Source organism: Paenibacillus xylanivorans, from assembly GCF_001280595.1.
GTDB lineage: Bacteria > Bacillota > Bacilli > Paenibacillales > Paenibacillaceae > Paenibacillus > Paenibacillus xylanivorans.
Genome location: NZ_LITU01000061.1, coordinates 1 through 25,308, shown reverse-complemented (window position 1 = coordinate 25,308; position 25,308 = coordinate 1). Strand labels below are relative to the sequence as shown.

Annotated in this window: 16 protein-coding genes; 3 read left to right on the top strand and 13 right to left on the bottom strand. The window is 45.8% G+C overall.

The genetic code is table 11. From position 1 onward, the window contains the following. Positions 1-129: 129 nt before the first annotated feature. The 10 genes from AMS66_RS16375 to AMS66_RS16330 form a co-directional block, all read right to left on the bottom strand. Positions 130-2,601 (bottom strand): family 43 glycosylhydrolase, encoded by a 2,472-nt coding sequence (locus tag AMS66_RS16375; protein ID WP_236703450.1) that lies wholly within the window; start codon positions 2,599-2,601, stop codon positions 130-132. 261 nt (positions 2,602-2,862) lie between these two features. Further along, positions 2,863-4,191 carry a family 43 glycosylhydrolase gene (locus AMS66_RS16370; protein ID WP_082350744.1) on the bottom strand — a complete coding sequence of 443 codons (1,329 nt, stop codon included), beginning with the start codon at positions 4,189-4,191 and terminating at the stop codon, positions 2,863-2,865. Positions 4,192-4,243: 52 nt separating this feature from the next. Next, entirely contained in the window at positions 4,244-5,860 is a 1,617-nt protein-coding gene (locus AMS66_RS16365; protein ID WP_236703449.1) for a carbohydrate-binding protein, read from the bottom strand. A 108-nt stretch (positions 5,861-5,968) separates the two neighbouring features. Next, the gene (locus AMS66_RS16360; protein WP_053781831.1) at positions 5,969-6,811 is read right to left on the bottom strand and encodes an NAD-dependent epimerase/dehydratase family protein; all 843 of its coding nucleotides are present in this window, start codon (positions 6,809-6,811) and stop codon (positions 5,969-5,971) included. A gap of 34 nt (positions 6,812-6,845) precedes the next feature. Further along, positions 6,846-8,069, bottom strand: a complete 1,224-nt coding sequence (locus tag AMS66_RS16355; RefSeq protein ID WP_053781830.1) for an enolase C-terminal domain-like protein — start codon at positions 8,067-8,069, stop codon at positions 6,846-6,848. A gap of 45 nt (positions 8,070-8,114) precedes the next feature. After that, positions 8,115-13,667 carry a glycosyl hydrolase family 28-related protein gene (locus tag AMS66_RS16350; protein ID WP_053781829.1) on the bottom strand — a complete coding sequence of 1,851 codons (5,553 nt, stop codon included), beginning with the start codon at positions 13,665-13,667 and terminating at the stop codon, positions 8,115-8,117. Between the two features lie 123 nt (positions 13,668-13,790). Next, the gene (locus AMS66_RS16345; protein ID WP_053781828.1) at positions 13,791-16,550 is read right to left on the bottom strand and encodes an alpha-mannosidase; all 2,760 of its coding nucleotides are present in this window, start codon (positions 16,548-16,550) and stop codon (positions 13,791-13,793) included. 63 nt (positions 16,551-16,613) lie between these two features. Further along, positions 16,614-17,432: a carbohydrate ABC transporter permease gene (locus AMS66_RS16340; RefSeq protein WP_053781827.1), complete on the bottom strand. Its 819-nt coding sequence runs from the start codon at positions 17,430-17,432 to the stop codon at positions 16,614-16,616. Positions 17,433-17,444: 12 nt separating this feature from the next. Further along, positions 17,445-18,338: a carbohydrate ABC transporter permease gene (locus AMS66_RS16335; RefSeq protein ID WP_053781826.1), complete on the bottom strand. Its 894-nt coding sequence runs from the start codon at positions 18,336-18,338 to the stop codon at positions 17,445-17,447. 72 nt (positions 18,339-18,410) lie between these two features. Further along, complete coding sequence (locus AMS66_RS16330) at positions 18,411-19,790, bottom strand: ABC transporter substrate-binding protein (protein ID WP_053781825.1); 1,380 nt, start codon at positions 19,788-19,790, stop codon at positions 18,411-18,413. 427 nt (positions 19,791-20,217) lie between these two features. Here AMS66_RS16330 and AMS66_RS16325 point away from each other — a divergent pair, with 427 nt between their 5' ends. After that, positions 20,218-21,312 carry a GntR family transcriptional regulator gene (locus AMS66_RS16325; RefSeq protein WP_236703448.1) on the top strand — a complete coding sequence of 365 codons (1,095 nt, stop codon included), beginning with the start codon at positions 20,218-20,220 and terminating at the stop codon, positions 21,310-21,312. 131 nt (positions 21,313-21,443) lie between these two features. Here the strand turns inward: AMS66_RS16325 and AMS66_RS16320 are convergent, their stop codons facing one another. Continuing rightward, positions 21,444-22,358, bottom strand: coding sequence for a poly(ethylene terephthalate) hydrolase family protein (locus tag AMS66_RS16320; RefSeq protein WP_053781823.1), 915 nt, complete (start codon positions 22,356-22,358; stop codon positions 21,444-21,446). A 289-nt stretch (positions 22,359-22,647) separates the two neighbouring features. On the opposite strand from AMS66_RS16320, the gene AMS66_RS16315 reads away from it, so the two are divergent. Together AMS66_RS16315 and AMS66_RS16310 are read left to right on the top strand one after the other, a co-directional pair. Continuing rightward, positions 22,648-23,229 carry a TetR/AcrR family transcriptional regulator gene (locus tag AMS66_RS16315; RefSeq protein ID WP_053781822.1) on the top strand — a complete coding sequence of 194 codons (582 nt, stop codon included), beginning with the start codon at positions 22,648-22,650 and terminating at the stop codon, positions 23,227-23,229. Between the two features lie 24 nt (positions 23,230-23,253). Next, on the top strand, positions 23,254-23,880 hold the full coding sequence (locus AMS66_RS16310) for an HXXEE domain-containing protein (RefSeq protein ID WP_053781821.1): 627 nt from the start codon (positions 23,254-23,256) through the stop codon (positions 23,878-23,880). Positions 23,881-23,889: 9 nt separating this feature from the next. Here AMS66_RS16310 and AMS66_RS16305 read toward each other — a convergent pair whose 3' ends face one another. Further along, the gene (locus tag AMS66_RS16305) at positions 23,890-24,096 is read right to left on the bottom strand and encodes a hypothetical protein (RefSeq protein WP_053781820.1); all 207 of its coding nucleotides are present in this window, start codon (positions 24,094-24,096) and stop codon (positions 23,890-23,892) included. Continuing rightward, positions 24,097-25,116 carry a phosphotransferase enzyme family protein gene (locus AMS66_RS16300; RefSeq protein ID WP_236703463.1) on the bottom strand — a complete coding sequence of 340 codons (1,020 nt, stop codon included), beginning with the start codon at positions 25,114-25,116 and terminating at the stop codon, positions 24,097-24,099. Between the last annotated feature and the right edge of the window lie 192 nt (positions 25,117-25,308).

The following is a 25,308-nucleotide window of genomic DNA, read 5'->3' as shown; positions in this document are numbered from 1 at the left end:
ATCAGAGGAAGGCACCACTGGGTTATAATAGCTTATATCGTTTAAGGCAAAAAAGCCGCCAATTGGCGGCTTGATATGCATTTCAGTTCTCGTTACAACCATTTTCATTCTCAACGCTTAGCTTCCGGTTCAAGGAGTAACCGATACGTTGTCGAAATGCGTATGCTTGTTTGCCGTTCTAACACCGATTTTGCCATGCGTGAACGGATTCAAGCTGTTGTCGGTATAATCGATCTTCGGAGTGACCATATCATCCACATAAACTTTGATGTTTGTACCATTAACGGCAACTTTCATATGATACCAGGTATTGGTGGAATATGACTGCGCGTTGCTCTTGAGGAGCGCCCAATTATAATTCATCTTGCCCAAACTGACTCCGCTCGTGGTCAGATAGGCGTAATATCCTTGTAAAGCATCATAATTGTTTTGGCCTCGCTCAGTGCCGTGGGATGGATTGGATACTCTGACAAGCAAGCCCCCATCTCCCCCCGAGTCAATCATCTTGATATCTGCCTCGACCGTATAATCCGCCCATCCCGAATCCCCAAATGTAGATTTGGCAGGTCCGGTGCTCGCTGCACTGTATTCTCCGTTCTCTACCGCCCAGGTTCCTTCAAACCGGGTCCATCCATTGTCATCGCCGTCGTTAAAATTATCGCTTACGCTTGTCACATCAACATTTTTCTGAAATGTCATTCTTGAGAAATCGGCCTCACCTGTTACGAACTCAACCTTTAATTCCCGTTGGCCGGCGTTTAAATAGACCTTTTTCTTCGATATGTTTTTCCAATTATCCCATCCGCCCGTATTAGGTACATTGACGATACCCGTTAAGTCGGTCGCACCATCCCACACTCGGATCTGAGCCCCGTCCAACGAGGTAGCCATGCGAAAATCAATATCGTAATATCCACTTGACTCTACGTTTACTTTGTATTTATACCATTCTCCAGTCTGATTCCAGCCTAAGTTGAACAGTCCTTCGTTATTCAGGCGAATATCCCCGGCATCGGTCCGATAAGCCCCGCCCAGGTTCCCGGCCGTTGTATCGTGATAAGCAACACCTTCGCCTCCTTTCATATAATGAACTGCCTCGATTGTGCCTGGAATCGGTTTGGAGGCATTCCATGCGCTGCTTCCGTTCACATCGTTGTTAAAAGCAGTATAGCCGAAGTCCGCATGCGTATCCTCTGTCAGAACACCAATTTTGCCTGCTCCTACATTGGCGGTACGCGTTGCTTTGAACATACCATCTACGTAGTATTTAAACGTTGATCCCGATTTTTCTATCCGTATGTTATGCCATTTCGAATAATTGAAGTCGGCAGGCAGATCGAATGTTTGCCAAGCCTGATCCACTCCGTTAATTCGGAAAAATGTCTCAAGTCTTTTGTTTTTCGAACTAATCAGCGCAACACCGTAATTGTTCTCATTCGTATAGGAAAATGTAGCACCGTATCTCGGATTGGTGGACGTTCCCCGATTCATTTCCTTCATGTTAAATTCAGCCGTATAATCCGATGCGCTGCTCGAAGCCGTCACTTGTTTATACCAAGTTGAGCTGCCCATTGAATTTTGCCACATGAGTTCCTGATTGTAGATGCCCCAATTACCACCGTTCACGTTGGACCAATTGCTCCCGATTGCAGAACGATCGAAATAGTCATAGAAAACAGGCATTTCAGGATTGGGTTGATCCGTTGAAGTCGGACCTTGCACGATCATCTTGTCGTTGTTCCATACAATTCGGTCCATGTTCAGATGCCGTAGCGGTCCAATTATCCCATTACCTTCCAAATTATGATACATCATATAGTGAGTGTCCAGATTAGGTCCTGTTACTACGGTATTGTGTCCCAATCCCACGGTTGGGCCCTCTGTACGAATTAATACCGGGTTTGTGTTATCAGTAACATAACCGGACCTCGGACCTGTGGTGCTAACTGCTACATCCACCCGATATCCTTTGCTAAATACGTGGTTACCTGTATAGGTCATATAGTATTTTCCATTTCGTTTGAAGACGGTTGAACCCTCAGTCCAGCCTCCCATCCCCACTCCTGTTGACGCACTCACTCCGATCTCAGTCGGACTGCTCATCGGTGCTGCATCTATGCGGCCCTGTGCGGCGTGATAGAAGCTGAACGAGCCATCATCGTCAATGAATACATTACCGTCAATCGACTTTCCAAGGTTGCCAGTTACTACATTGAAGGGTCCGGTAGGACTTGTGCTGCTCAGCACGTAATGACCTTTTCCGGCAGGTGATGTATACATGTAGAACATGCCATTCCAGTAAACGACTTCAGGAGCATAAGCTCCGTGCGTAATGGGATCTGTTGCAGCTAATCCACGGTACGACCAATTCACCAGGTCTTTGGAGCTCCAGACTTTGACACCATCGTCCGTATCTCTTGTGCTTACATACAGGTAATAATATCCATTAAATTTCAATACATAGGGGTCCCCGAGTCCATATTGTCCCCATTCATCCGGTAACGTTTGCGGATTTTGATAGGCTTTGGCAGGGAGTGGCACCGACGAAACCATTAATAAAATAACCAACAGCGTGAACATGAATCGACGACTCTTCCTCACATGATTTCCTCCTAGTCTGTTTTTTGTTACCGCTTACAAATACATCAAGGTTCTCTACGTGCGCTTCTGTCTTACATCTGGTGTTGAAATCTAGCATAAAGTAAGCAGTTACAAATAGAAATAACATTTCGTTGTCATTTATTTGGCATTTTGTTGGAAAAAAGTGCTTATCTTTTTTTAGAACTCACTCGTTCATATAAACAAGAAAAAACCTCAGGAAAACTCTCCTGAGGTTTAGACGTATATCCCGTTTCTTACGTATTAATCCAACAGCGGGATAACGGTGAGGCATAAAAGATTGATCTCTCCATGTCCACCTGAAATTTTGATTGTGTTAACATTGCCTGGCTCCAAAGGAACGGTGATATTTGTGATCCCGTTAAATTCTTGCAAACCGCCAGTGGATAACGCATTCAGCAAGGAATAGTCCTGGTCATTAATCGTCAGATGCAATTTGGCTAGTCGTTCGCCTGTCGCATAATGAAGCTCAACTGATGCTCTTCCGCCTTCGCCTCCATCTATATTTTTAAACAAGGCGAAAGCTTCTGAGGATTGAAGATTCCCGACCACGGTTTGCCCGGATTGCAATTCTCTGATTTCAGCTCCACCAAAGACCTGGCTGGCTGCGCCCGCATAAACCTTCCGTTGCTGGACAGGAACTGGGGCTGGACCGACGGAGGACACACCTTCCCTTGTCTGAACCACAGGCTTGATGGAACCATCTTCATCGAACTCCAGATAGTCGATACATACGCTGCGCAGCGTACCTTCTCCAGAGATCGCTTGATTGTGATAAAAAAGATACCATTGCCCATTGAATTTCACTACAGAACCATGGGTAGTGGAACAGCCGGTCGGCTCCAGGAAGATGCCTCGGTACGTCCATGGACCAAGCGGATTCTCGCTTGTTGCGTATCTCATACGGTTGTTATTTTCCAAATTATCCGCATAGGTAAGGTAATAAAGATTGTTTCTTTTGAATACCCAGGCCGCCTCGTGAAAATCCTCGAGACCTTGCATTTCTGTCATACCGTTTTCCAGAGACATCATATCTTCATTGAGCTTACCTCCTAGACAGACACTGCCGCCACCATAATAGATATAGGCGCTGTTGTCATCGTCTACAAGTACACACGGGTCAATTAGTGCAAACCCGCCAAGTCCCTCGATATACCCTTGATCCGTAAAGCCATGCGCTGGGTTGCGACTGGTGGCAACCCCAATTTTCCAGGAATCGTTCCAGTTCGAATCACTTGGATGCGGATAATAGAAGTAATATGTCCCATTCTTGTATGCACAGTCAGGCGCCCACATGAAGCCGCCCTCCGGTCTGCCCCAGGAAACGTCGTCCGAACGGAGTATTTCCCCTTCGTCCAACCAGTGAACCATATCCTCCGAGGAGAAAACATGATATCTGTCCATGAGATCACAGCCTCGGGCTGGGTCCATGTCATGAGAAGCGTAAATATAAATTTTACCGTCATTCCATACATGGGCCGAAGGGTCTGCTGTGTATATGGATGTAATTACTGGATTCATGGATGTAGTCTTTTGGCGTGTGGTTTCAAAGTCAATATCATTAGCAGTCATTTTAAATCCTCCTGAACGTATACTTACTTGTTAAAATCATGCCCTTTGGGCTCTATTGATGACTCGTCGGATGGTTCGCAGTCACTGGAATCTGGTTTTTGAACATGCGATTGATATCCCCTGCAAGTCGGAGATAAAAGTCCGAAGATACGGCAACACCGTCGGCATCCAGCGTCAGAAAATATTGATTGGTTGGAATCATGGAGCTGTTCTCTGCCATCTTGGCAATAGCTGTGCCTTCATCGTACTCGTCAAACATTGCGATATATCCAGTATTAATGCCGATGCTCTTCAGATTGTAGGCCTGCCTCCACATGAAGTCACCATGCAGACGCGGATTTTCGTTTCTTGGGCCTCCAGTCATGTTCGACCAAGCCGAACCCGGCCAGATAACTGGCTGATAGTCAATTCCATTCTGCTGGGTAAAGGTCAGGTCGGGCTGAAGTTGATTGCTTTTGAAGCTGTCCGCTTGCTGAATATTGCCGAAGCGGGCAACGGACCAAGGCGAGATCATATCCAACGACTTGTAGACGTTCATAAAGTCGGATCGGGAGTCGTTGTTACCCGTTCTCCAATACGTAGGCACGCCACCGATAACATAGATCCCCTGATTTTTGAACCAACCGATCAAATCGGCCGCCTCTGCTGCAGTACCCGGACGATCCGTGAAGCCAATACCCCAGATGCAGACAACCATTTTGCCGTTCTGCTTCGCATAAGCCGAAGATGATGGAAGGTGCATATTGTTCACGACATTAGTCGTCCAGTCATGCTTGACTGCCTGTACCCAATTGCTCGCATTCATTCCCGTAATGTCATACATGACATAGAACTTGCGATTATAGGATTCCGCGGCATTCTTAACCTTGACGGCTACGCTGTCCCGGTTGCTTTTCCAGTTGTTAGGTGTGTCACTCTCATCTGCGCCGAACCGTTGCAATGCTGCACCGTCGATATTGTAGGTTTGCATCCACTCAAAATGTTTGTTGACCGTCTCCTGATCATATGAGGAGAACAATTTGGCAGGAGAACCATTACCGAGGTTCGCCAAACTTGTCTGATACAGCTTGGAATATTCGCGAAGGTCTGGATACAACTCGAAATTCACGTTGCCATTTGCTGATGGTGCACTACTATTTTTGGACCAGTGCACCCAGCCCCCGTTCGGTGAACCGTCTCCGGATGCGTTGAACCAGCCTTGATATCCGGCATACAGTTTGCCTACGACATCTCCTCCGCTGCCTGCGGCGGATGCACTGAACTTGAACCAGAGTAGATTGAACAAATTTCCGGTTCCGCCAGTGAATTTAAGATAGACCGTGTGTACACCAGTGGCACCACTGATCGACCCGGATTTGGTTTGCCAGGATTGCCACCCGCCCGTACCTGGAACAGCAACAGTTCCCGCGAGTGTCCCGTTTAGGCTATCCAGACGGACCTCAATGGTACCGCCACTGTTATTGCTTGCAGCTCTCACGTCGATTGAATTGGCACCGCTGCCAAAATCCACATTGTTGAATACAATGTAATCGCCGTTGTCGATAAATGCGACATTTTGCCCGCCCTCGCTGGAACTTTCCAGCTGGACTCCAGACTGACTATTGTAACTGGAAGCCTGCGTTTGATTAAACGCGGAAGCTGCCGATACGATGGAAGGAGAAATAGACAAACACAACGTAAGAATCAATAATGCCGCACTTGCAAAAGCCAAAACCCTCTTGTTTTTTTGCATGAAATTTAGCATAATATCCCCCTATTCATTTTAGTTGCGTGTGAACTACTCCTGTTCTTCATCCGTCCACGAATGACTCGGTCCCCAGGATAGAACCTCTTTTACCATTCCATTACTGACAATGGCTTCTCGATTAGAGAAACGTGTCCGTAGATCTTTTACATCGGGATAAAAGGTGGCGAGCAAGTCTGTCGTTTGGCGATCGCTTAACGTATCATTAGCGGTAACATTAACATGAACAGCCCCATCATAATCTGCGTGCAGAGCAGCCAAACAAGCATCCACGGCATCCCTGATATCAATGTAACTCCACAATATGTGCTTGAACGTTTCCGCCTTCGCAATAGCCAGATGTCTGTACTCTCCCGGTCCCACAATCATTGAAAAACGGAGGGAAATCACCTGCATCCCACTTCTCCGATGAAACATCTCTGCAGTGACCTCATTAACGATCTTGGACAGGCCGTAACATTCCTGCGGCTGTTGCGGATGCTGTTCATCCACCGGGAAATAATCGGGAGAGAAGGGGGTGTTAGCCCAGGCAAATCCGTAGGATGATTCGCTGGAGCCCATGACCACCTTTTTTATACCCAGCAAAGAGGCTGCTTCCAGCACATGGTATCCGGAAAGTGTATTATTAGCGAAAATGTAGCTGTGAGGGTAGTGAAGCGGCGCAGGAATCGCGGCCAGATGGATGATCGCATCCACTCCGGCAAGCGCTCCCACGACTTGACCATAATCGTTCAGATCGACAATGATCTGTCTGCAACGGACCCGGTCAGACAGGTGTTTATCCAGCGATACGACATCATGACCCTGTAATTGCAGCTTCTCAATGACCTGTGAACCCAGCTTTCCGCCTCCGCCTGTAACTGCAATAGTCTTCATTCCTTTATCTCTCCTGTCTGTTCTTGTCACTTCGTTATGGTCGCACCAATGTCCCATCCGCTTTACGGTCCAGAGGATACGGCCGATGATATTTGTTGGGATCCCACGAGTCGTTAAGTAATGATTTGGCCTTCACTTCATCCAATTCAATGCCCAGTCCCGGTTTGTTGGAAGGATATAGATATCCGCCCTCTCTGACGATATGTCCTGGGAAAGCCTCCAACTCATGAGGTTTAAAATGATTGATTTCCTGGATACCAAAGTTCCACAGGGCCATATCCAGATGGACAGCAGCTGCCTGGTTAACGGGATCATTCTCCCCACCCTCCTGCCAAGCTGTTCGTACTCCGTAGGCTTCGCCCAGCGTAGCAATCTTGCGGCAAGCGCTGATTCCGCCTGCTTTCGATACCCGAACTCGAATGAAATCGATCAACTTCTCTTGAATCAAACCGGTCCACTCCTGAGGATTAACAAATAATTCTCCTACTGCCTGCGGCGTAGCACTCTGTTGACGAAGCTGTCGATACCATCCGATCTGTTCCGGAGCAAGTGCATCTTCCAGAAAGAAAAGATGATAAGGCTCAAGTCGCTTCGACAGCTGAATGGCATGAATTGGAGACAAATGTTCATGCACATCATGGGTAAACTGAATCCCATTACCAAATTCCAAGCGCAACTTCTCGAACATGTCAGGGATGGCATGCAGATACGCATGTTCATCGAATACAGGACCGCTGCTCCAGGGCTCGCGCGGCAAATTCGCGTCCTTGCCGCTGACAAATCCCCCGCCACCGTAGCCTCCCATCTGCACTCGAATGACCGTGTATCCTTCTTCCATAAAACGAGATATATCTTCTTTCAGCTCGCTGATATCAGCACCTCCGGCATGGCCGTAACAGGGAACTGCCGAACGGCAGGCCCCTCCTAACAATTGATATACCGGCAGATTCGCTTCCTTGCCCTTGATATCCCACAGGGCCATGTCAATTCCACCAATGGCCGTGTTAAGCATTGCCCCATTTCTCCAATATCCGCTCATATGCATGAGATGCCACAAATCTTCAATTTGGGATGCATCCCTTCCCATGAGTAATGGTGCCAGCAGTTGTTCTATGACCTGTACCACCGCTTCGGGATTATAAAGATCGGAAGCAGAACCCAATCCGTAAAGACCATCCTGATCCGTCGAAATCTTCACAATTGTCCAGCTTCCGTCGTGTCTTGTACGTAGGCATTCTATCCGTGTAATTTTAGCCATGCGTTCACTCTCCTCATTTGCTCCATTTTGATCATACTAGTGGATTTAAGGCAAACGGTTGTATAAACGATACAGCAACACTGCGGTCTCAGCACGTGTAAGTGTAGCTTCCGGATGGAAGCTGTCATTACTACCTTCCATAATTGTTGATCTGGTTAACGAATCAATCGCATCACGGGCATATGCCTTAATCAAATGAGTATCTTTATAGTCATCCAGACTGGATTCACCTTCAGGAAGAGGCTGCATCCCGATAACTTGCATAGCTCGGTAGATCATAACCGCTGCTTCTTCCCGGGTAATTGGAGACGCTGGCGAGAATAGATCGGCGCCTGCCCCTTGAATGATGCCCAGCGTTCTTGCGGTATTCACGGACTGTTCGTAATAAACATGCTCAGGTACATCCGCGAAGCGTTCCACCTTGGTTCCCTGATCAGGTTGTAATTCTAAGGCATTGGTAAGCAGGGTTACGAAATCCGCTCGGCGGATCATGGATTGAGGCTGATATTCTGTCGGTGACATTCCACGAATAACCCCTTTGGACACCAGAACTTCGATGGCATGGCGGGCCCATGATAGCTGCCGTATATCCTGGAATGTTCGATTATCCTGATTAATTGCGTAAACTCCGTTTTGCCGTGTTTTGAAAATCATTTGTTCCGATTTTTTATTGAATTTCCCATTTGGAATGGAGATTATTTGCCCGTCATCCGCTATAAGTCGTACTGCGAGTTTTTCCGGGTCCAGAAGTTCAGTTACATTAGGCTGATAAGGTAAACTTACTGTGATTGGCGTAATGGAATTTTGCCATATAACGGATTTGCCATCCGATATCACAGATAATGAAATCGCAGGCCGCTCTCCTAAATCTGATTTCATCTTGGCATTCCAAGTGCTTCGGTCAGCCTTGCTTAACACCAAGGTACTACGCTCTCCAATCGTTCCTTGGGTATTGGCCAGCAAATTGCTCGGAACCAGCAGCACTCCCCCTGCTGTTCGAATCTCCAGCCAATGGATAGATGGTGTTTCCTGCAAAAAGCTCGATGGAAGTGTCAAAGCGTATCCTTCAGCACCATCCACGGACTCGATGTCCACAATCAGCTTCTTTTTCCCGTCCTGATCAGGGGTGATGCGATTGAATGCATCCTCCATCATCTTGTTGGTGAGCTCGGCTGTTGCCAATGCAGCAGCTTTATCCAGCTTGGGCTGTAGCTGCATTGTAGCACCAGGAGCGGCAGGTGTTGCTTCATTCTTCCCTCCAGTCGTAGAGCCCCCTCCAGCACTTGGCTCCGAACCAGAACCCGAGCCTGGATGTGGATTGGGTCCCTCGGGATTCGGATTGGAACCTGATGTAAGAGCAGCGAGTCTTACGAGTAATGAGGACTTCAACGTGCCGCCCGGTAGCAGATTGACGAAGTTGGTTGCTGTATCTATAGAAGTAACATCTTTCTTTTGCTCCGCAGTACGAACACTCACCTCAGCCGATTGCTCCAACAATGTCACATAACCACTCGTAAGCAGATACAAGTTTCCGAATAATCGTGCATCTTTACTTGTACCGATCCCTCCATTAAACTCCATAAAGCCTGATCGTCCTTCGCCGTCGTTTTCATTGACAAGCAATGCAAAACCGATAGGTTTGTCAGGTTGGAACGAATATCCTTCCTGATGAAGTGCTGCAAAAGGCAGCGTAATTTGATAATGAGTAATATGGGTCGTCTCGTCCCGGGTAATGTTTGCTGAAGCGGATTCCAATAATCCTGTAGCAACACCTTCTGGAGCTCTCCATCTCCATTTCGTGATGACACCTTCCTGATTCAGTGCAAAACCAAGCTCATTCACCTGTTTGCTGGCCGCACCATCCTCTTTGCCAAGGTCAATACCGAGCTGTAAACTGTCTCCTTGCCATATATCGCCATTGGTATTGGATTGATGGTGAATATCGTCCTTGACGTCCACCTTGAGAATCAAATTTTCCGCATCCCAACTTGCTTTAGCTTGAATGCTGAGGTCATTCGGACCTCCCCAGCTCCCACCGACGCTGTTGTAATGCTCCGGACTGGAAACCTCAATGAATGGCAGAGTTCCAACAGCATCTTTTTGTGCCGCAAAGGATTGTGATAGCTTGACTGAAGTCTCATAACGGAACCCGCTCTCAAGCGTTACTCTGAATTTGAGCAAGTCACTTGATATATAAGGAAGCGCCACATCCATGCTTTCCCCAATGCCCAGCCCTTCAAATCGCACTGGCTTAAATATCGCATGATACACACTCGGCTCAATCAGTTCGATCTGCCCTTTAAGCAAAGGCGCACCTGCAACATTAGTCAAAGTCAGCGTGCTTCCGGGTTCACCTGGTCTGGATGGATCATACCCAAGCTGGTTCAGTTTGAGTGCCAAAGGAAACAGATTGGTACCCGTCACTTTTCCAGGAGGTGCCTCATTATCAATCTGAAAACCGCCATTAAACAGGTTGTTGGATATCACCATCTTCTCTACGTTTGGACCTGCAACCACATGATTCGTACGAGGCTGTTGAAAATAGGAATTGTAGAGGGTAATGTCACCACCGATTGCGTTAATGCCGATTTCACCAACGTTCGTGAAGTTTCCCTGCTGTATGCGGATATCTCCTCCGTGAATATCAAAGGACCTTGTTGTATCTCCCCACATGGACGTATTGAAGAACACCGCTTTAGAGCCAAAGTCTGGCCCAACCTCCACGTACACCTTGTCTGTTGTACTCATGGAAACAAGCTCTGTGTTGATAAACGAAAGACCTGCTGTTCCCGCATGTTGCAATACGGCTCCCTTTTTGCTGCCATCGGTGCCATGACCAATAACGACAGCTTCGGGCCCTCTTCCATTCTGTTCTTCAAAATGAATACCGTACTTTGAACCGTATACGAATGTATTGAAAATAACCTGATTGGTAACATCCCCAATACGGAAGGCATCCAGATTCTCTTTTTGATAATTCCAAATTTGATTAAATTCTTCATCATTCGATGGATGATTCGGATAATTGTTCCGACCATAATAATGCGGATTGAACTGCACATTCCGCATATATCCTCCGTCTGACCCGCCACCAAGATATATGCCTTCCTTGAGCGGTGATCCCGCTACATAATCGATATAATGACCACTTGTATCATGGGTGCCGAAGTCGACAGCCTGATAGGGATTAACCAAGGTTGTATCGATCAGGTATACGTTCTTCCCTTGACCTTGCACAGTCCAGGCGTAAGGCTTCACCGGATTGGCATCAGACCATGTTTGTTGATCGTAATAGACAGATAAACCGCGTAATCCTGCTGCTTCCTCTAGCTGAATGAAGGCATCGGCATCCGGAGCATTTTCTCCATAGTTCGTAAAAATAACGGTTCCATTCCCGATCGTATGATGAGGTACATCATAATTGCCCCGCAGTTCTACTGCAGTCGGGATCACCAATGCCTGCTCAACGCGGTATATGCCAGCCGGCATATACACCGTTCCTCCACCTGCAGCCTCGGCATCATTCAACGCCTGTTGAATTGCTTGGGATGAATCAGTATTCCCTGTGTTATCAGCCAAATAGGGCTGGCTCACTACGTTAAACAATTCGCGTGTACCCGGTTTGGGCTGCACAACAATATCCACTGAGGGAACGTCAGGGATGGTTTCCAAAACCAAACCTTCTTCCTGATGAATGTTCAGTTCCGCCGAGGTACTTTCATCGTTCACTGCAAGGTTGCCTTCGTGTCCGGAATGTATGGCATTGATTGTTGCCACATCTCCCTGAAGAAGCAGGTGCCGATCCGGCTTTGCGAAGGTAGAACTGCCCAGTATAAGCGAGCCACTTTTGGCAACAATGGCATAATCTCCGCTTCCTTCACCCCAATTCTCGAAAGAGCTGCTCTCAAAGGACAACGTTCCACGCCCTTCATTCACAACCGCATGTTTGGGCTCCCCGCCCACCGTAACACTGTTAAACTGGGCAATGGAGTGAAAGCCTTCAGTTGCATAAATGGCAACAGGATTCGGACCAGCACTCGCTTCGAATTGACTGTCCGTCACCAGCAATCCATAATCATTGACGCCTTCAATCTTCAGCGCTACGTTGCAGTCGTCGATCTGGATTTTGTACAGCTGCGCATTGGCTGTTTCAAGGCTTCCTGTTCTTGTCGTGATTCGTATCCCTGTCTTATAACCCGAGATATGAATATTCGACATATACTCCCAATCCGAGCGCCCCATTACGATACCTTCTGATTGCTGTATCATATATTCACGCAGTTGAGATTGCTCAGGTGCTCCTGGCAAACCTGAGTTCGCCCATACATCCGGGGACAGGTGAAGCTCTTCCAGTCTCCCAATGTCTGTTGTGAAATCCAGAAAAATACCGGTTTTCAGTGTGGTGCCATATACATCCTTCACGTAATGAAGTTCGTTCCATTCCGGGCCAATCTTAATCCCCTGGTACGCATTGACGAGTGTTACATTTTTCACCGTGGCACTGTCACCAGGTAGTTGCTCCATCGTCCATGGATAGGCCACCGGGTTATTCATATTCTGTTCGGGATACCAGATAGATAAATGCGTTACCCCACTGGAAGGCTCCAGCTTAATGAAGCTGTTCCCGTTAGCTTGACCTTTGCCAACATGTACAGCAAGGATCGTTCCTTTGACTAGCCCGTCATGCTCATCGGGTTTTCCCCAATCTCCGCGAAGCGTAACGCCTGTCGGAATAACCAGCTCTCCGGTTAATTTATAGGTTCCGGATGGCACGAACACAACTCCGCCGCCTTGATTTCCGGCTATTGCCAGCGCTTCCTTGAACGCTTGAGTATCGTCTGAAACTCCGTCCCCTATTGCTCCATAATCGGTTACGCTCCGATCTGCAATGACGATATCTGATGTAGGGAATTCCGTATCATAGACCTTGGTCTGAGTACCCGCCTGCTGCTGAGGTTGCTTATGGACGGTTACTTTGGCCAGATGAAGTTCCGGATTGTTGGCTGGTGCCCCTGCGCCGCTAACCCCGATTCGGAAATCCGCTTCATGAGTACGGTTACCGAAATTGGCATCGCTGAGCTTGAAGGTATGTGTCTTCCAGGTTCCCGTATTTTCATACCGGAACAATGGAGCATCTTTGAAATTGGATTGCTTCGAATCGTATTGCAGAGACATCGCTCCACTATTGCTATCGTAATATTCAACAGTGACGAATACGTCCTCATCGGTATTTTCAAACAGATATTCATCCGCAACATTGAAGTAAAAATACAGGATGTTATCGGCCGGATTCGTTGGATTCACCGTCTGATTCGTTTTCCAATACTCTCTGCCGTCAAGCGTCCCGACTTGAAGACCTGCTGGAGGTCCATCGCCGGGACGAGCAGTTATACCCTGCTGAACAGGAGTTTCCCCCAGCGTAATATTTACCGAGTCAGATGACACATCATTTAGATGAACATCTCCTTGTTCAGTATCTTCCCTCTCGGCTGCCGCGTGTGTGGTTGCTGGTGTGATGTATAGCCCTGAACATAACATGACAATAGTCAACAGCACTGAAATGGTACACCTGCCACCTAACAATAATTGTTTGTTCACAATCGTACCTCCCATTAACTTGATCATGTAATCAAGCTGCACGAAAACAGGGTTGTCGTATGTGGAACATGATGCATCCGTTTTCAATCCGCAGCAGTGGAGAGAACTCCAAGACTGAATTGTTTATATTAAACGTGTTGTGGGTTGAATGCCGATCGTCTGAATTTTTGCCGGTCCCACATTCAAAACATAACTTCCCTCATCAGCTACCTTCATGGTTTCACCTTGCTCTTCAACAATTGTACTTTCGTACACTTCCTTAGCCTCAAACGAAGGCGTTACCTTCAGTGAAGTTGTCTCCGATGATACATTGAACACCCTGAACAGCATGTCATCATTCGACTCGCCCCGTTTAATCGCACTAAAAGCGAGATGATCACCCTCCCATTGCAAAAACTCGTGGGTAGCGGGTAACGTTCCACCATGTACACTTGTTTGTTGAACGGTCCAGGGAACCGGGAATTGATACGCCTGCACATAAGCATCGGATTGAATAACATCCAAATCATGTGAGATGAGCTCCATTTCCAGAATGTGCTGTCCAAGACATTGGGCCTCAGGTGTTGCAAATACTCCCCAATCCCCCAGCTCACGAACCCCACGCAGCAGTGACACAGCAATGGTGTTCTGATTAGCCAATACTTCGTACTCATTAAGACCTTTATTCGCAATCGTCAGCCCTTCACGACCATTGCTGATACTGACAAATGCATTTTGATGCTGCGCATTGCTAGGATTCCTCCATTCCGCTTCCGGCTGTATCGGGCGTTGCGCCAGTTCGTAAATAGAGTCAACGGTAACATGACTTGCTTCGAGTCCCGTTTGGAACAACATGCGAATACGATGATCCTGAACCGTGTTATTGATATAGCTTTTAATACCAACCGAACGCCCCGTTTTTTCAAGGCTCAGCTCTGTACGAATGCTCACCTCCCTAGTTTCATCAAGCCGCCGGGATTTCCGGTAACGAAATGGAACCATAGAGCGGATCTCTTCATCCAGCAGTTCATCTGCGCCGACTGGGAGCTCCCAGTTATGCACGATCTCATAAACGGCTTTCAATGATGTATGATGCACCAGCTTAATCTGGGCAGGCAGCCCCTGCGTAGTTAACGGAGCTTCCTGATCCGGTTGTCTGTACATATACTCATTTCCGATATCCCCGGTATCCTCATAAATGCCAAGCCCTGTATAATTGCGACCGTTCACTTTATCCAACATGGTAAACGATCCATCCCCCGCAATCTCGATCCGCACATAATCGTTCTCCATCACTTGCTGTTCTGTAACAAGTTCAGGGGTATTCAGTTCGCTAAGCACACTCTCTCCAATAACACTCTGAGGCATAAGAGCAAAAGTATGATATCCAAAACCCGGGATGTTCTGGGCGTGAAGCTCCACATCCACTTGATATGCCCAGTAAGGTTGACGGAATCGATCATCCGGCAAATCATATCCAAATGTCGGTCCAACGGGTGTGATTACGGCTTCCACTTGCTTGCCTTCCGCGTTCAATACAACCCAATCGTTCGAGTCAAAGGTTTCATATTCGCGCTTGAATTCCTGATACTTTTCATGCGGAGGCTGGTGGTCAAAGTAACGTCGCTCAACGTCCATCCTAGTTACAATTACATTGGATCGACGATGTCCCGAAGTGTTAAACACTACAAAAGGCAACGCAGAATCTGCGTCAAAGCCAGATGTATCCACGGATTCGGCTATTGTACGAGCACTCTGAACCGATATGGCTTCAGCCACTTCTTGCGATTTGGCAAACCGGGTCATCATCTCCCTGTGGACTTCGTCAACACTGCACCCGCAGATACTGTCATGGGGATGATTCTTCAGTAACGTCTTCCAGGCATATAACAGCTCATGCCGTGGATAAATGCCTGTGGACAGAGAGGCCATGACTGCCAGCGGCTCAGCCACTTTCTCCAGTAACGTCTGACTTTTTACATTTTGCTGTTTGATATATACCCTTGCTGAAGCAGTATTTACAAGTGTGATCCAGCCGTCGGTCCATTGGCTTCGAAGTTCACCGCGAATGACATCCAATGATTGTGGTTTCGCTTTTTGCAAAGCCTGAATGTACTCGGGAAAGCTGGAATGACGAAACGTCACATCTGGCATAATCTCTGTAGCGGTCTTTAACGCTTGTGTCAGATCCTTCTGGAGCGGCTGATGATCGCATCCGTTCATGAACAGGAGTTCCGAACTTGAAGCAAACTCTTCTGCTGCAGCCAGCTTTTCGGCCCAGTAAGCTTTCGCCTTCTCCGGCTCCACCGGAATCTCCATGCCATTGTTGTACCAATTGGCGAACAGGATCGCCAGTACACGAGTACCATCGGGTGATTCCCAATACATCTCGGAGTATTTCGAGGTATGTTCGTTGCCAGACTGAATTTCGTTATTGAATCCAACTGGCTTCACTCCACGTCCATATACAGCTACCTCAATACCCGCCTGACTAATGAGCTGCGGTGCCTGGCCCATATTGCCGAAGGAATCCGGGAAATATCCGATTTTCGCATATCCTCCCATTTGTTCAGAGGCTTGAATACCAATTAACAGATTGCGTGCATTGGCTTCACTGCTGACGAGGAATTCATCTTGAAGGATGTACCATGGACCGACGATCAGCTTGCCCTCTTCAATTAACTTGCGGACCTGGTTGGATCGATGCGGCATGATTTCCAGGTAATCCTCCAGCACAATAAATTGCCCATCCAGATGGAAATTCGTAAATTCCGGGTCATTTTCAAACGTCTCGATTAAATCCTCCATGAGCTGAACGAGCAACATTCGGTGCTTCTCGAAGGATAGATACCACTCCCTGTCCCAGTGAGAATGTGCGACAATATGCGCAGTTTTTGTAGTCATTTATTTCATTCCAATCTTGTATGATTTAGTTGTTGTGTATTCGCTATAACGCGCCATCAAAAATTACATTTTCACCGAACCCACGGTCATCCCCTTGACATACATCTTCTGCATGAACGGGAAAGCAAGCAGGATTGGAATTACTGTAATCAAAGCCCCTGCCATGAGTTCATTCCATTTCTTAAATGAAGAAGAATCCAGATACATGAGTCCCATCGGCAACGTAAACATATCCCGGCTATCCACAATGATCATCGGCCACAAAATATTGTTCCAGCTTCCGATAAAGTTCAGAATGGCAATGGTTCCGATCGCGGGCAACGCCAATGGAAGATAGATTCTGTAGTAGATTTTGAAATTATTACATCCATCCAGTACGGCACTCTCGTATAACTCATGTGAGATTGTGCGGAAATAACTGGTGAATAGAAAAATGGCGAATGGTGCAGCACCGTTAATCATGGGCAGGATCATACCAATGTACGTGTTCTGCAAACCCAGATTAGTCATGTTGATATAAAGCGGAATCAATGTGGTCACACCTGGAACGAGCAGCAATGCAATAAACGTGTAGTAGATGAATTTTTTGCCCCGATAGACAAACTTGGCAAACGAATAGGCCATCATGGTATAGATGAGAATGACGCCTATAATCACGACTGCACTTACGATCACGCTGTTTATAAAAAACTGATAGAAGTTCAATTTGCTCCATACGTCACCGAAAGTGGACCACATCGGTGCAGCTTGTGGAAACGGACTCTGTGGATTGGCTAATGCATCCTGTGATGTCTTCAGCGAAGTGCCGATCATCCAGACAAAAGGATACAAGCAGGTCAATCCGTACAAGATTAGAATGATATGCTTAATATATTTGACCATGTGCTCCTCCTTTTAGATGTCTGCCTTGAATGAGCGAATACTGAATATGGCAATGGTACCTGTAATCAGAAATGATACCCACCCGATTGCGCTGGCCAGACCATAATCATTGTTTAGAAAAGCTGTACGGTACACGAGCGTACCAATAACCTCCGAACTGCCAGCCGGTCCGCCACCCGTCATGATGAACACATTCTCAAAGGCCTGAAAGGCTCCGTTCACCATCTGAATGACGGCAATAAGCGTGATTGGCTTTAGTAACGGCCACGTAATTTTCAATATCATGGTTGTTTTCTTGGCACCGTCCACACTTGCTGCTTCATACAGTGTCGGATCAATGGAAGTCAAACCAGCATAGTACAGAATCAGCGTTCCAGGCAGACCGCCCCATATCGATGTCAAAATAATACCGAGTAAAGAAGTAGACGAACTCCCCAGCATTCCACCAGGTACAGCAAGGAAATCCAAGCCCATCCATAAGAAGAGTGAGTTGAATGCTCCACTAGGTTCAAACAAGCCTTTCCATACATAAAAGATAGCTACGCCAGATGCGATCATCGGCAGAAAATAAATCGTCCGGTACCAAGTTGCTGCCTTCGTATTTTGCAGCACAAATGCCAGCACAAGTGCGATTGGAACGACGACCACAACCTGTGAAACCGCAATGATCAGATTGTGCAGAACGGCATTATAGAAATTCCGGGTTACAATCGGATCATCACCGAGCAGGAACTGACGAAAATTCGCCAGACCTTCAAACCTTGCGGTGGAAAAATCGATCCCGGACCAGTTATAAAAGCTGAGCATGATCGAGAATCCGACCGAATACACGCCGATGGCAAGAAACAAAAGCACGCCAGGCAGTAAAAAGAGATACGGCATCCACTTATTTCGACTTTTTATCATGATCAATCACCTTTTGCTCTCAATTTGGCAATCGACAGCCCCTTACGGGGCTTGCCGATCGCTTTGGTTGTACTAGTTCCCGCTGGCTCTCAGACTTTCCATGGTGTCGTCGAACTTCTTGGCGACTTGTTCAGCAGTCATCTTTTTCTCGATCATGGATTGCATGGACTGGGCATACACTTCCCACTCTTTATGCTTGCCACGATACGTATTGATCGCTGGTGAAGCTTGACTGTAAGGACCAGGCTCGGCAGCGAATGCATCTGAAATTGATTTCAGGTTCGGATCCAGATCATTTGCACGATCACCCAAGTTCAGCGCAGGTACTGTATACGCCGCATTAGCAAAAGCAACAGCAGCATCTGGATCACCTGTCAGGAATTTAATGAAATCGAGCGCTTCAGCCTTGTTCTGCGAATCCTTATTCACCGACAACATCGTTAACGTAAATGGATCAGTCGTCCAGCTGTTAATTTTCGATCCTTCAAGCGGTGGTACCGGGAAGGTGAAAATATCGTCAGGACTCATTCCCATAGCTAGTAGCGTAGACATTGTGAAGGAACCACCGAGATCGAAAGCGGCTTTGCCAGCTGCAAACGCCTGGTCTGCTCCGTCAATATCCGTTGACAAGATTCCCGGCATAAACAGATCTTTGTTTGCCAGTGTCTCCATCGCTTTCACAACCGGCAGATTTGAAGGGTCGCTTAGTTTGGACTTTCTTTCGAGCAGATCAATATAACCCTGAGGTTCGTTCAGCATGATGGACAGTGCCGAACCAGCCCAGTTTTCCCACAGATCAGGCAGCTTTGCACCAAACACAAGCCCAGGAGTACCTGTTTTCTCTTTGACAGTCTCCATCATTGTGACGAATTCTTCCCACGTTTTGGGCGCTTCCGCTGTCAGCCCTGCTTCTTCGATCAGCTTCTTGTTTCCATAGAAAGTAAAGAATCCTCCGATATCGAGCGGCAGCCCGTAGAACTGGCCAGTCTTCAGTGACTTTTGAATTGTGGTGGCATTCTTGTCTTCTTTCCAGGAATCAACCTGACTCTGTGTAACAATGATCGGGTCCATTGCAGCACTGTAGTAACTGTTCAACAGTTCATCATCCACTTCACCGGACAGTTCGAGCACCGAGTTCTCGATGGAGTCCCCTGCCGTTGCCCACCAGTTGACGATATCAGGCAAATTTTTGGAGTTGGCTGCTGCCTGGAATTTTTGGCGGTACGTATCATCTGGTGTAAAGGTCTCCAGTTTGACTTTGATTCCTGTTTTCTCTTCATACAATTTTGCGGCTGCTTCAATTCCTGGCGTGTAAGCAACCTTCCACGTCCACATCGTAAGCTCCTTACTCGAATTGGATTCCGATCCTCCGGACTTCGCATCACCGCAAGCGCTTACAACGAGTGAGAAAACAGTTAACAAAGTAACGATCATGCCTGCTCTTTTTTTCATCCTGCAACCACCCTTATCTTTAAATTTTGATCATTCCTAGCTTAATGAATATTCCACCGCAACAAATTGGCGTTAAGAACCGTTACACCCCCTTTTTGAATTCAGGAACCCTTGAGACAAAATTTGTGGCATAGATAAGATTGTGAAGGCTTGGTGGAAACGCTTTATCCAACAAACTTTAAAAACAATATAAACAACATACTTTTACTTGTAAATGTTTATTTTTAGATACAACTTGAAGGGGTGTATTCCTAATAAATTGTTTATTAATAAGGTTTTTTCATCATATTTGTTCGTAATTTCAATCTTCTTGTCTTACTCACTTGATATTAATTTTTAGCACTTGTATATGTTGTATTAATATAATATATTTAGAACGAACTAATAGTGAATGGAGATAAATGCGATGGTGAGAACCTTCAAGCCAATGTACAAGAAAATCGAGACATATATCATTGACCAGATTCGAAGTGGAAATTGGAAACCGGGGAGTCGAATCCCCTCCGAAAATGAACTGGCTGAACAATTCAGTGTGAGCCGTATCACGGTGAAAAATGCCCTTACCGCTCTGGTCGATAAAGGGGTTGTCTACCGTCTTCAAGGCAAAGGCACCTTTGTTAACGATCACAGCCCGGAGGAAATTCGCAACATTACTTCAGCAGTAAAAGAGCAACTCACAACACCAACAATCGGATTCCTTCTCCCCCGTCTCGACAATCGGTTTACCGCAAATCTGCTGAGCGGAATTGAGGACACCCTTTCAGAGAATGGATATCAATTGTTATTTGCCAAAACCAATGATTCACAAGAGACGGAGATTCTCAAAATCCAAGAAATGAAACAGGCAGGCGTCAAAGGACTAATTATCTATCCCGTTGAGGGTGAGCACTATAACAATGAGATCCTTGCGCTTACGCTAAATCGCTTCCCCCTTGTCCTGTTGGACCGCAATTTAAAAGGAGTAGAGACCAACTCCATCAGCTCGGATAACCATGAAGCCGCAATTCAGGCGGTTAAGCATCTTCATGAACTTGGGCACAGTCGAATCGGCTTTATATCGACTCTTGCAGAGGGCACGTCAAGTATTGAGGATAGATTGCACGGGTATGAGAAAGCCTTGGAGGACCGTCATATTCTGATTGATCGGAGTATACAAATGACACGTCTGGCCATGAGTGACAGCAATGAAGAGGTTATCATGATGATTCAGAAGTTTTTACAGGCGAATCCACAGATGACAGCCCTTCTGTCCTCCAATTTCAGCCCTCATGTTATCCAAGCTGCGATGCAAATGGGGATCTCTGTACCGGAAGATTTATCCGTCGTGTTCTTCGATGATGTGGAATTTCCGGAGTTTTGTATTATTCCGCCCACGGCTGTGGTCCAGCAGGAACTTGAACTTGGGCGAGAAGCGGGTAGAGTCATCCTGAAACAAGTGGAGAATCCGAGCAGCGAGTACCTTCAAGTCAAGTTACCCACGATGCTTATTCCCAGACAGTCAACAGCAAAGGCGAAATCATAGAAACGATCCCTTGCTGTTCAATACGATCCATTTTCTGAAAATGTTTATAGTTATCGAAAGAGATTTTTACGTACTTTACGAAGAAGGACCCTTCCATTTCGGAAGGGTCCTTCTAATTAAGTGAACCATGACTATTGCAAATTTGCGGAAGTAACATCCTTCCAATGATTATTCGTTCCTATTTCAGCAGAATTTCCAACAAAAGCCATTCTTGCCTCCGAATCATTCATTAACTGATATCTCATCCAAGCTGTCAGATAACCTCTATGCTGTCCGCCATCCTGCTCTATCGCTGTATGTGCAGCGCCCTTAGCCATAGCCATTAAGACCGGAAGAGTCGGATTGGAATTACTCAAGGCCAATTGGTTGGAGTCTGACGGGGAGATGATGAAATCTCGGGTGCCCCCCATAACAAAAAATGGAACCTTCAACGCTGATGTATCATACACATCCTCTGGATCACAATATTTCAGCTCGGGCAGAGCAATCGATACAATCGTTTTGATGAGATTGCCGCTCTCAAAATTCGTATGAGCATTAATGACGCCCGTGGACCCCTGAGAATGTCCTGCCGCTGCGATTCGATCCTTTTGAATCCTCTTGTAAAACGGGCTGACTGTTGCTTCATTTTCACTGAGCATATATTCAATCGCAGCCATAATTTCTTTTCCTGTACCTGTGGTTTGACTGTATGTATCGATGACAATAAATCCCCAACCGGCCAGGTGCCTTAACAACTCATCATAATTGTCAGGTAATGCCCCCGTTCCGTTGCCCCAAACGATGAGCGGGTGCAAGACATCCGTTGATTGCGGAGAATAAATTCTGTACAGCTTCTCGCCTTGTTCATCCTTGATCTCCAGCGTATCTACCTCGTACGTGCCGGGTAGGGCAAATTTCTCTTCAACACTTCCGGTTTCGAAGGTAGCAGATACCGAATTTACGAGGATGAAGGATAGTGCGCAAAATGCAGCGATCAAAATAACGACAACACCTGTCGTCCATAGAAACCACTTGCTTCGGATTACTCTTTTCACTTGTGGCATACAATCTCCTCTCACATTGAAGCGGGATATTCATAGGTAAAACATACCACAGGTATAACGATTTTTGTTTACCGATATTTATATTCTATTGTTATATCAATCTCCCCCTATTTCTTAAGAATACCACCACGGAAGCTGAACACGTGTTAATGAAATGTCTCCGATATGATGTCTCTTCATTAATGGTCAATAATTCCAAAAACGTGTCTTGCAATATGGAGAAAAAGTGCTATTATGAATTTAAACAAAGTTTAAAACATTGTTTAAATGACTTGTTGGAGGGTTACATATGGAACCAGACAAAAAAAGTGAAACAAAAGAAAAGATTATGCAAGCCACACTGGAGTTCACTAAACAAAAGGGTTTTGACAGTATCACCATACGAAAAATTGCGGAAGCCTCCGGCACAAATGTCTCTCTTGTTAATTATTACTTCGGCTCCAAAGAAAATCTGATTAGCGAATCTATTAAAATGATTCTGAGTAGCTTTCAGCATACCTTTGCCATACTTGATGAATTTTCCATCCCCGCCCGAGAACGATTAAAGCAATTCTTGGTGGATTATCTACAAGTCATTCAGGAGTATCCCGAATTGTTATCCAGAATTATTCTCATGGGGTCAGCAGATTTCGCTTCTCAACAGGAGTACGGTTCATTTTTAAATGTAATGGGATTTCCCAAAGTTCAAAATACGCTAAAAGAGTTAACTGGAGAACAACAACCGGAGCGGCTGACCACAATGATGACGCAAATTTTTGGAGCGCTTTTTCTTCCAGCACTTATGAGTCCTATTCTGGAAAAAGGAGCATCTGTGAAGATCGCACCGATAGATGAACAAATTGACTTGCTCTTTGAAAAATACTTTCATTAAAAAACATTTATGGAGGTCATTCAGATGAACATGTTACGAAAACATTGGCAGGACTTGGGTTTGATCATTGCATTACTTGTATGCATTTATGTGACTATGAATTGGGGAACGCTTCCGCGCATTAACAGCATTTTATGGTTAAGTTTTGTTGCCATACTCCTGCATCAATTCGAAGAATACCGTTGGCCGGGTTACTTTGCAGGTTTATTTAATAAAGCTTTATTCCATAGTGATACACCTGAGAGGTATCCGTTAAATCAGCAGTCAGCTATGATTATTAATCTGATTATCGCCTATGTATTTTATTTGCCGGCTGTATTCTTCCCTTCCATTGTATGGCTGGGTCTGGCGCCTATATTAATGGGTTTTTTCCAGATTATCTGGCATGGCTTCTTCGCTAATATAAAAGCAAAAAGCATATATAATCCCGGATTGTTTTCAGCGATATTTCTGCATTTGCCCGTTGGGATTTGGTACATTAAATATGCCTATGAACAAAATATATTAACACCAACAAATTGGATTTTGAGCACAATTTATTTTGTCGTAGCCGTTTATGTTTTAATTGTTAAAGGCAACATGTGGCTGAGAAACAAGAACTCTAGTCACTCATTTTCACAGATACAATTAGGATCTTATACTAAAAAGTAAACCTGGAATTCAATATAAAATAAACGCATCGAGTCCATGGATTCGATGCGTTTCCGTTTCTCTTTTGAAATGATTAAGTTTCGAAATCTCGAACTTTTCCGTAACTTCCTGAAGACGTGATGCCATACGAGCAAGATAAGAAGTGGAAGAGCGGATATCCTGCATGGAAGCAAGCTGCTGCTCCGTCGCGATCTGTATATGAAAAAAAGTCACCATTTAGGTGACTTCTTGCACTTCTATCCCATTGAAGAGAAATGGAGCATTCATTAAATATTCTCTGATACACGCTTGTGCATATGGTTGCTCATCTATTAATCGTGATGCTTCTCTGGGGTCGGACGAATGATGGCTGTAATTCTCAATCATGCACATGATAAAGAAACTTTTCAGAACCTCAACATAATCTGTTGGGAGTGTCCTTACACTTTCATAACCTCTGATGAACTCCCAACGTTGTGCTGGGAAAAGCCCTAATATCGTATTTGCTATATCGTAAAGATAATATCCGTAGCCACATCGGCCAAAATCAATTGGATAAGGTTGTTCATCGTTGAATACGATGTTGCCAATATGTAAATCTCCATGGATGATCCCGTAATGCTGTGGATTCTGATCCAAGACTGCAAGTTGGGATATAATCTTACGGGTTGCTTTCTGATACGTCTTCCATCCCTGATCGGATAAAAACCTTGTGTAATAACGTCTCAGCTTGGCCATATCAACTTTAAAACTCTCTTCACCCCATGTGGGCCGAGCAAAATCAACAGGTGGTACAAAACGGGCAGTTGCTTCATGGAGTTTTGCGGCCATAGAGCCCATACGGTATGCACAATGTTCTGTAACCTCATTTCCATCCAAATGCTCTCCGTCTACCCAATTCATCATCGTGACATAAACGCACTGACCCTCTTCTTCTGTGTCCATGGACAAAACATACGAGCCGTTGCGACTCGCCACACCTTGAGGTACATGGAGATCATCGGATGTGCCCAATGATTGAAGCACAGTAAGTTCAGAACGGATCGTCTCTTTACTTAACCGATTGGAATGAATACGAAGCAAATAGCTTTCCGATGAAGTAGTATCAATTTTGTACGTGATGCAATCTGACAACTGGATAAAATGTATACATTTCCATGCCAATTCATACTGATCTAATGCCCTTAGACAAGTGCTTCTCGCCCGAACGAGCAAACATTGAAGTTCTTCATGCGTCCCATTTTGAAAAAAAGTCATCATTGTCCTCCTCATTCATAATCCGCAAGTGAATCCAAATATGTACAACCAATTATACTGACTAGATCATTGGAGGCGTATATAACAAACGATTATAAATCATCTATTACATAGATGTTGTTGCTTGAAAGTCAATTCCAACAAAAAAAAGCCCGGTTCATCACTAAAATGTACCCTATAAGATGGACACTT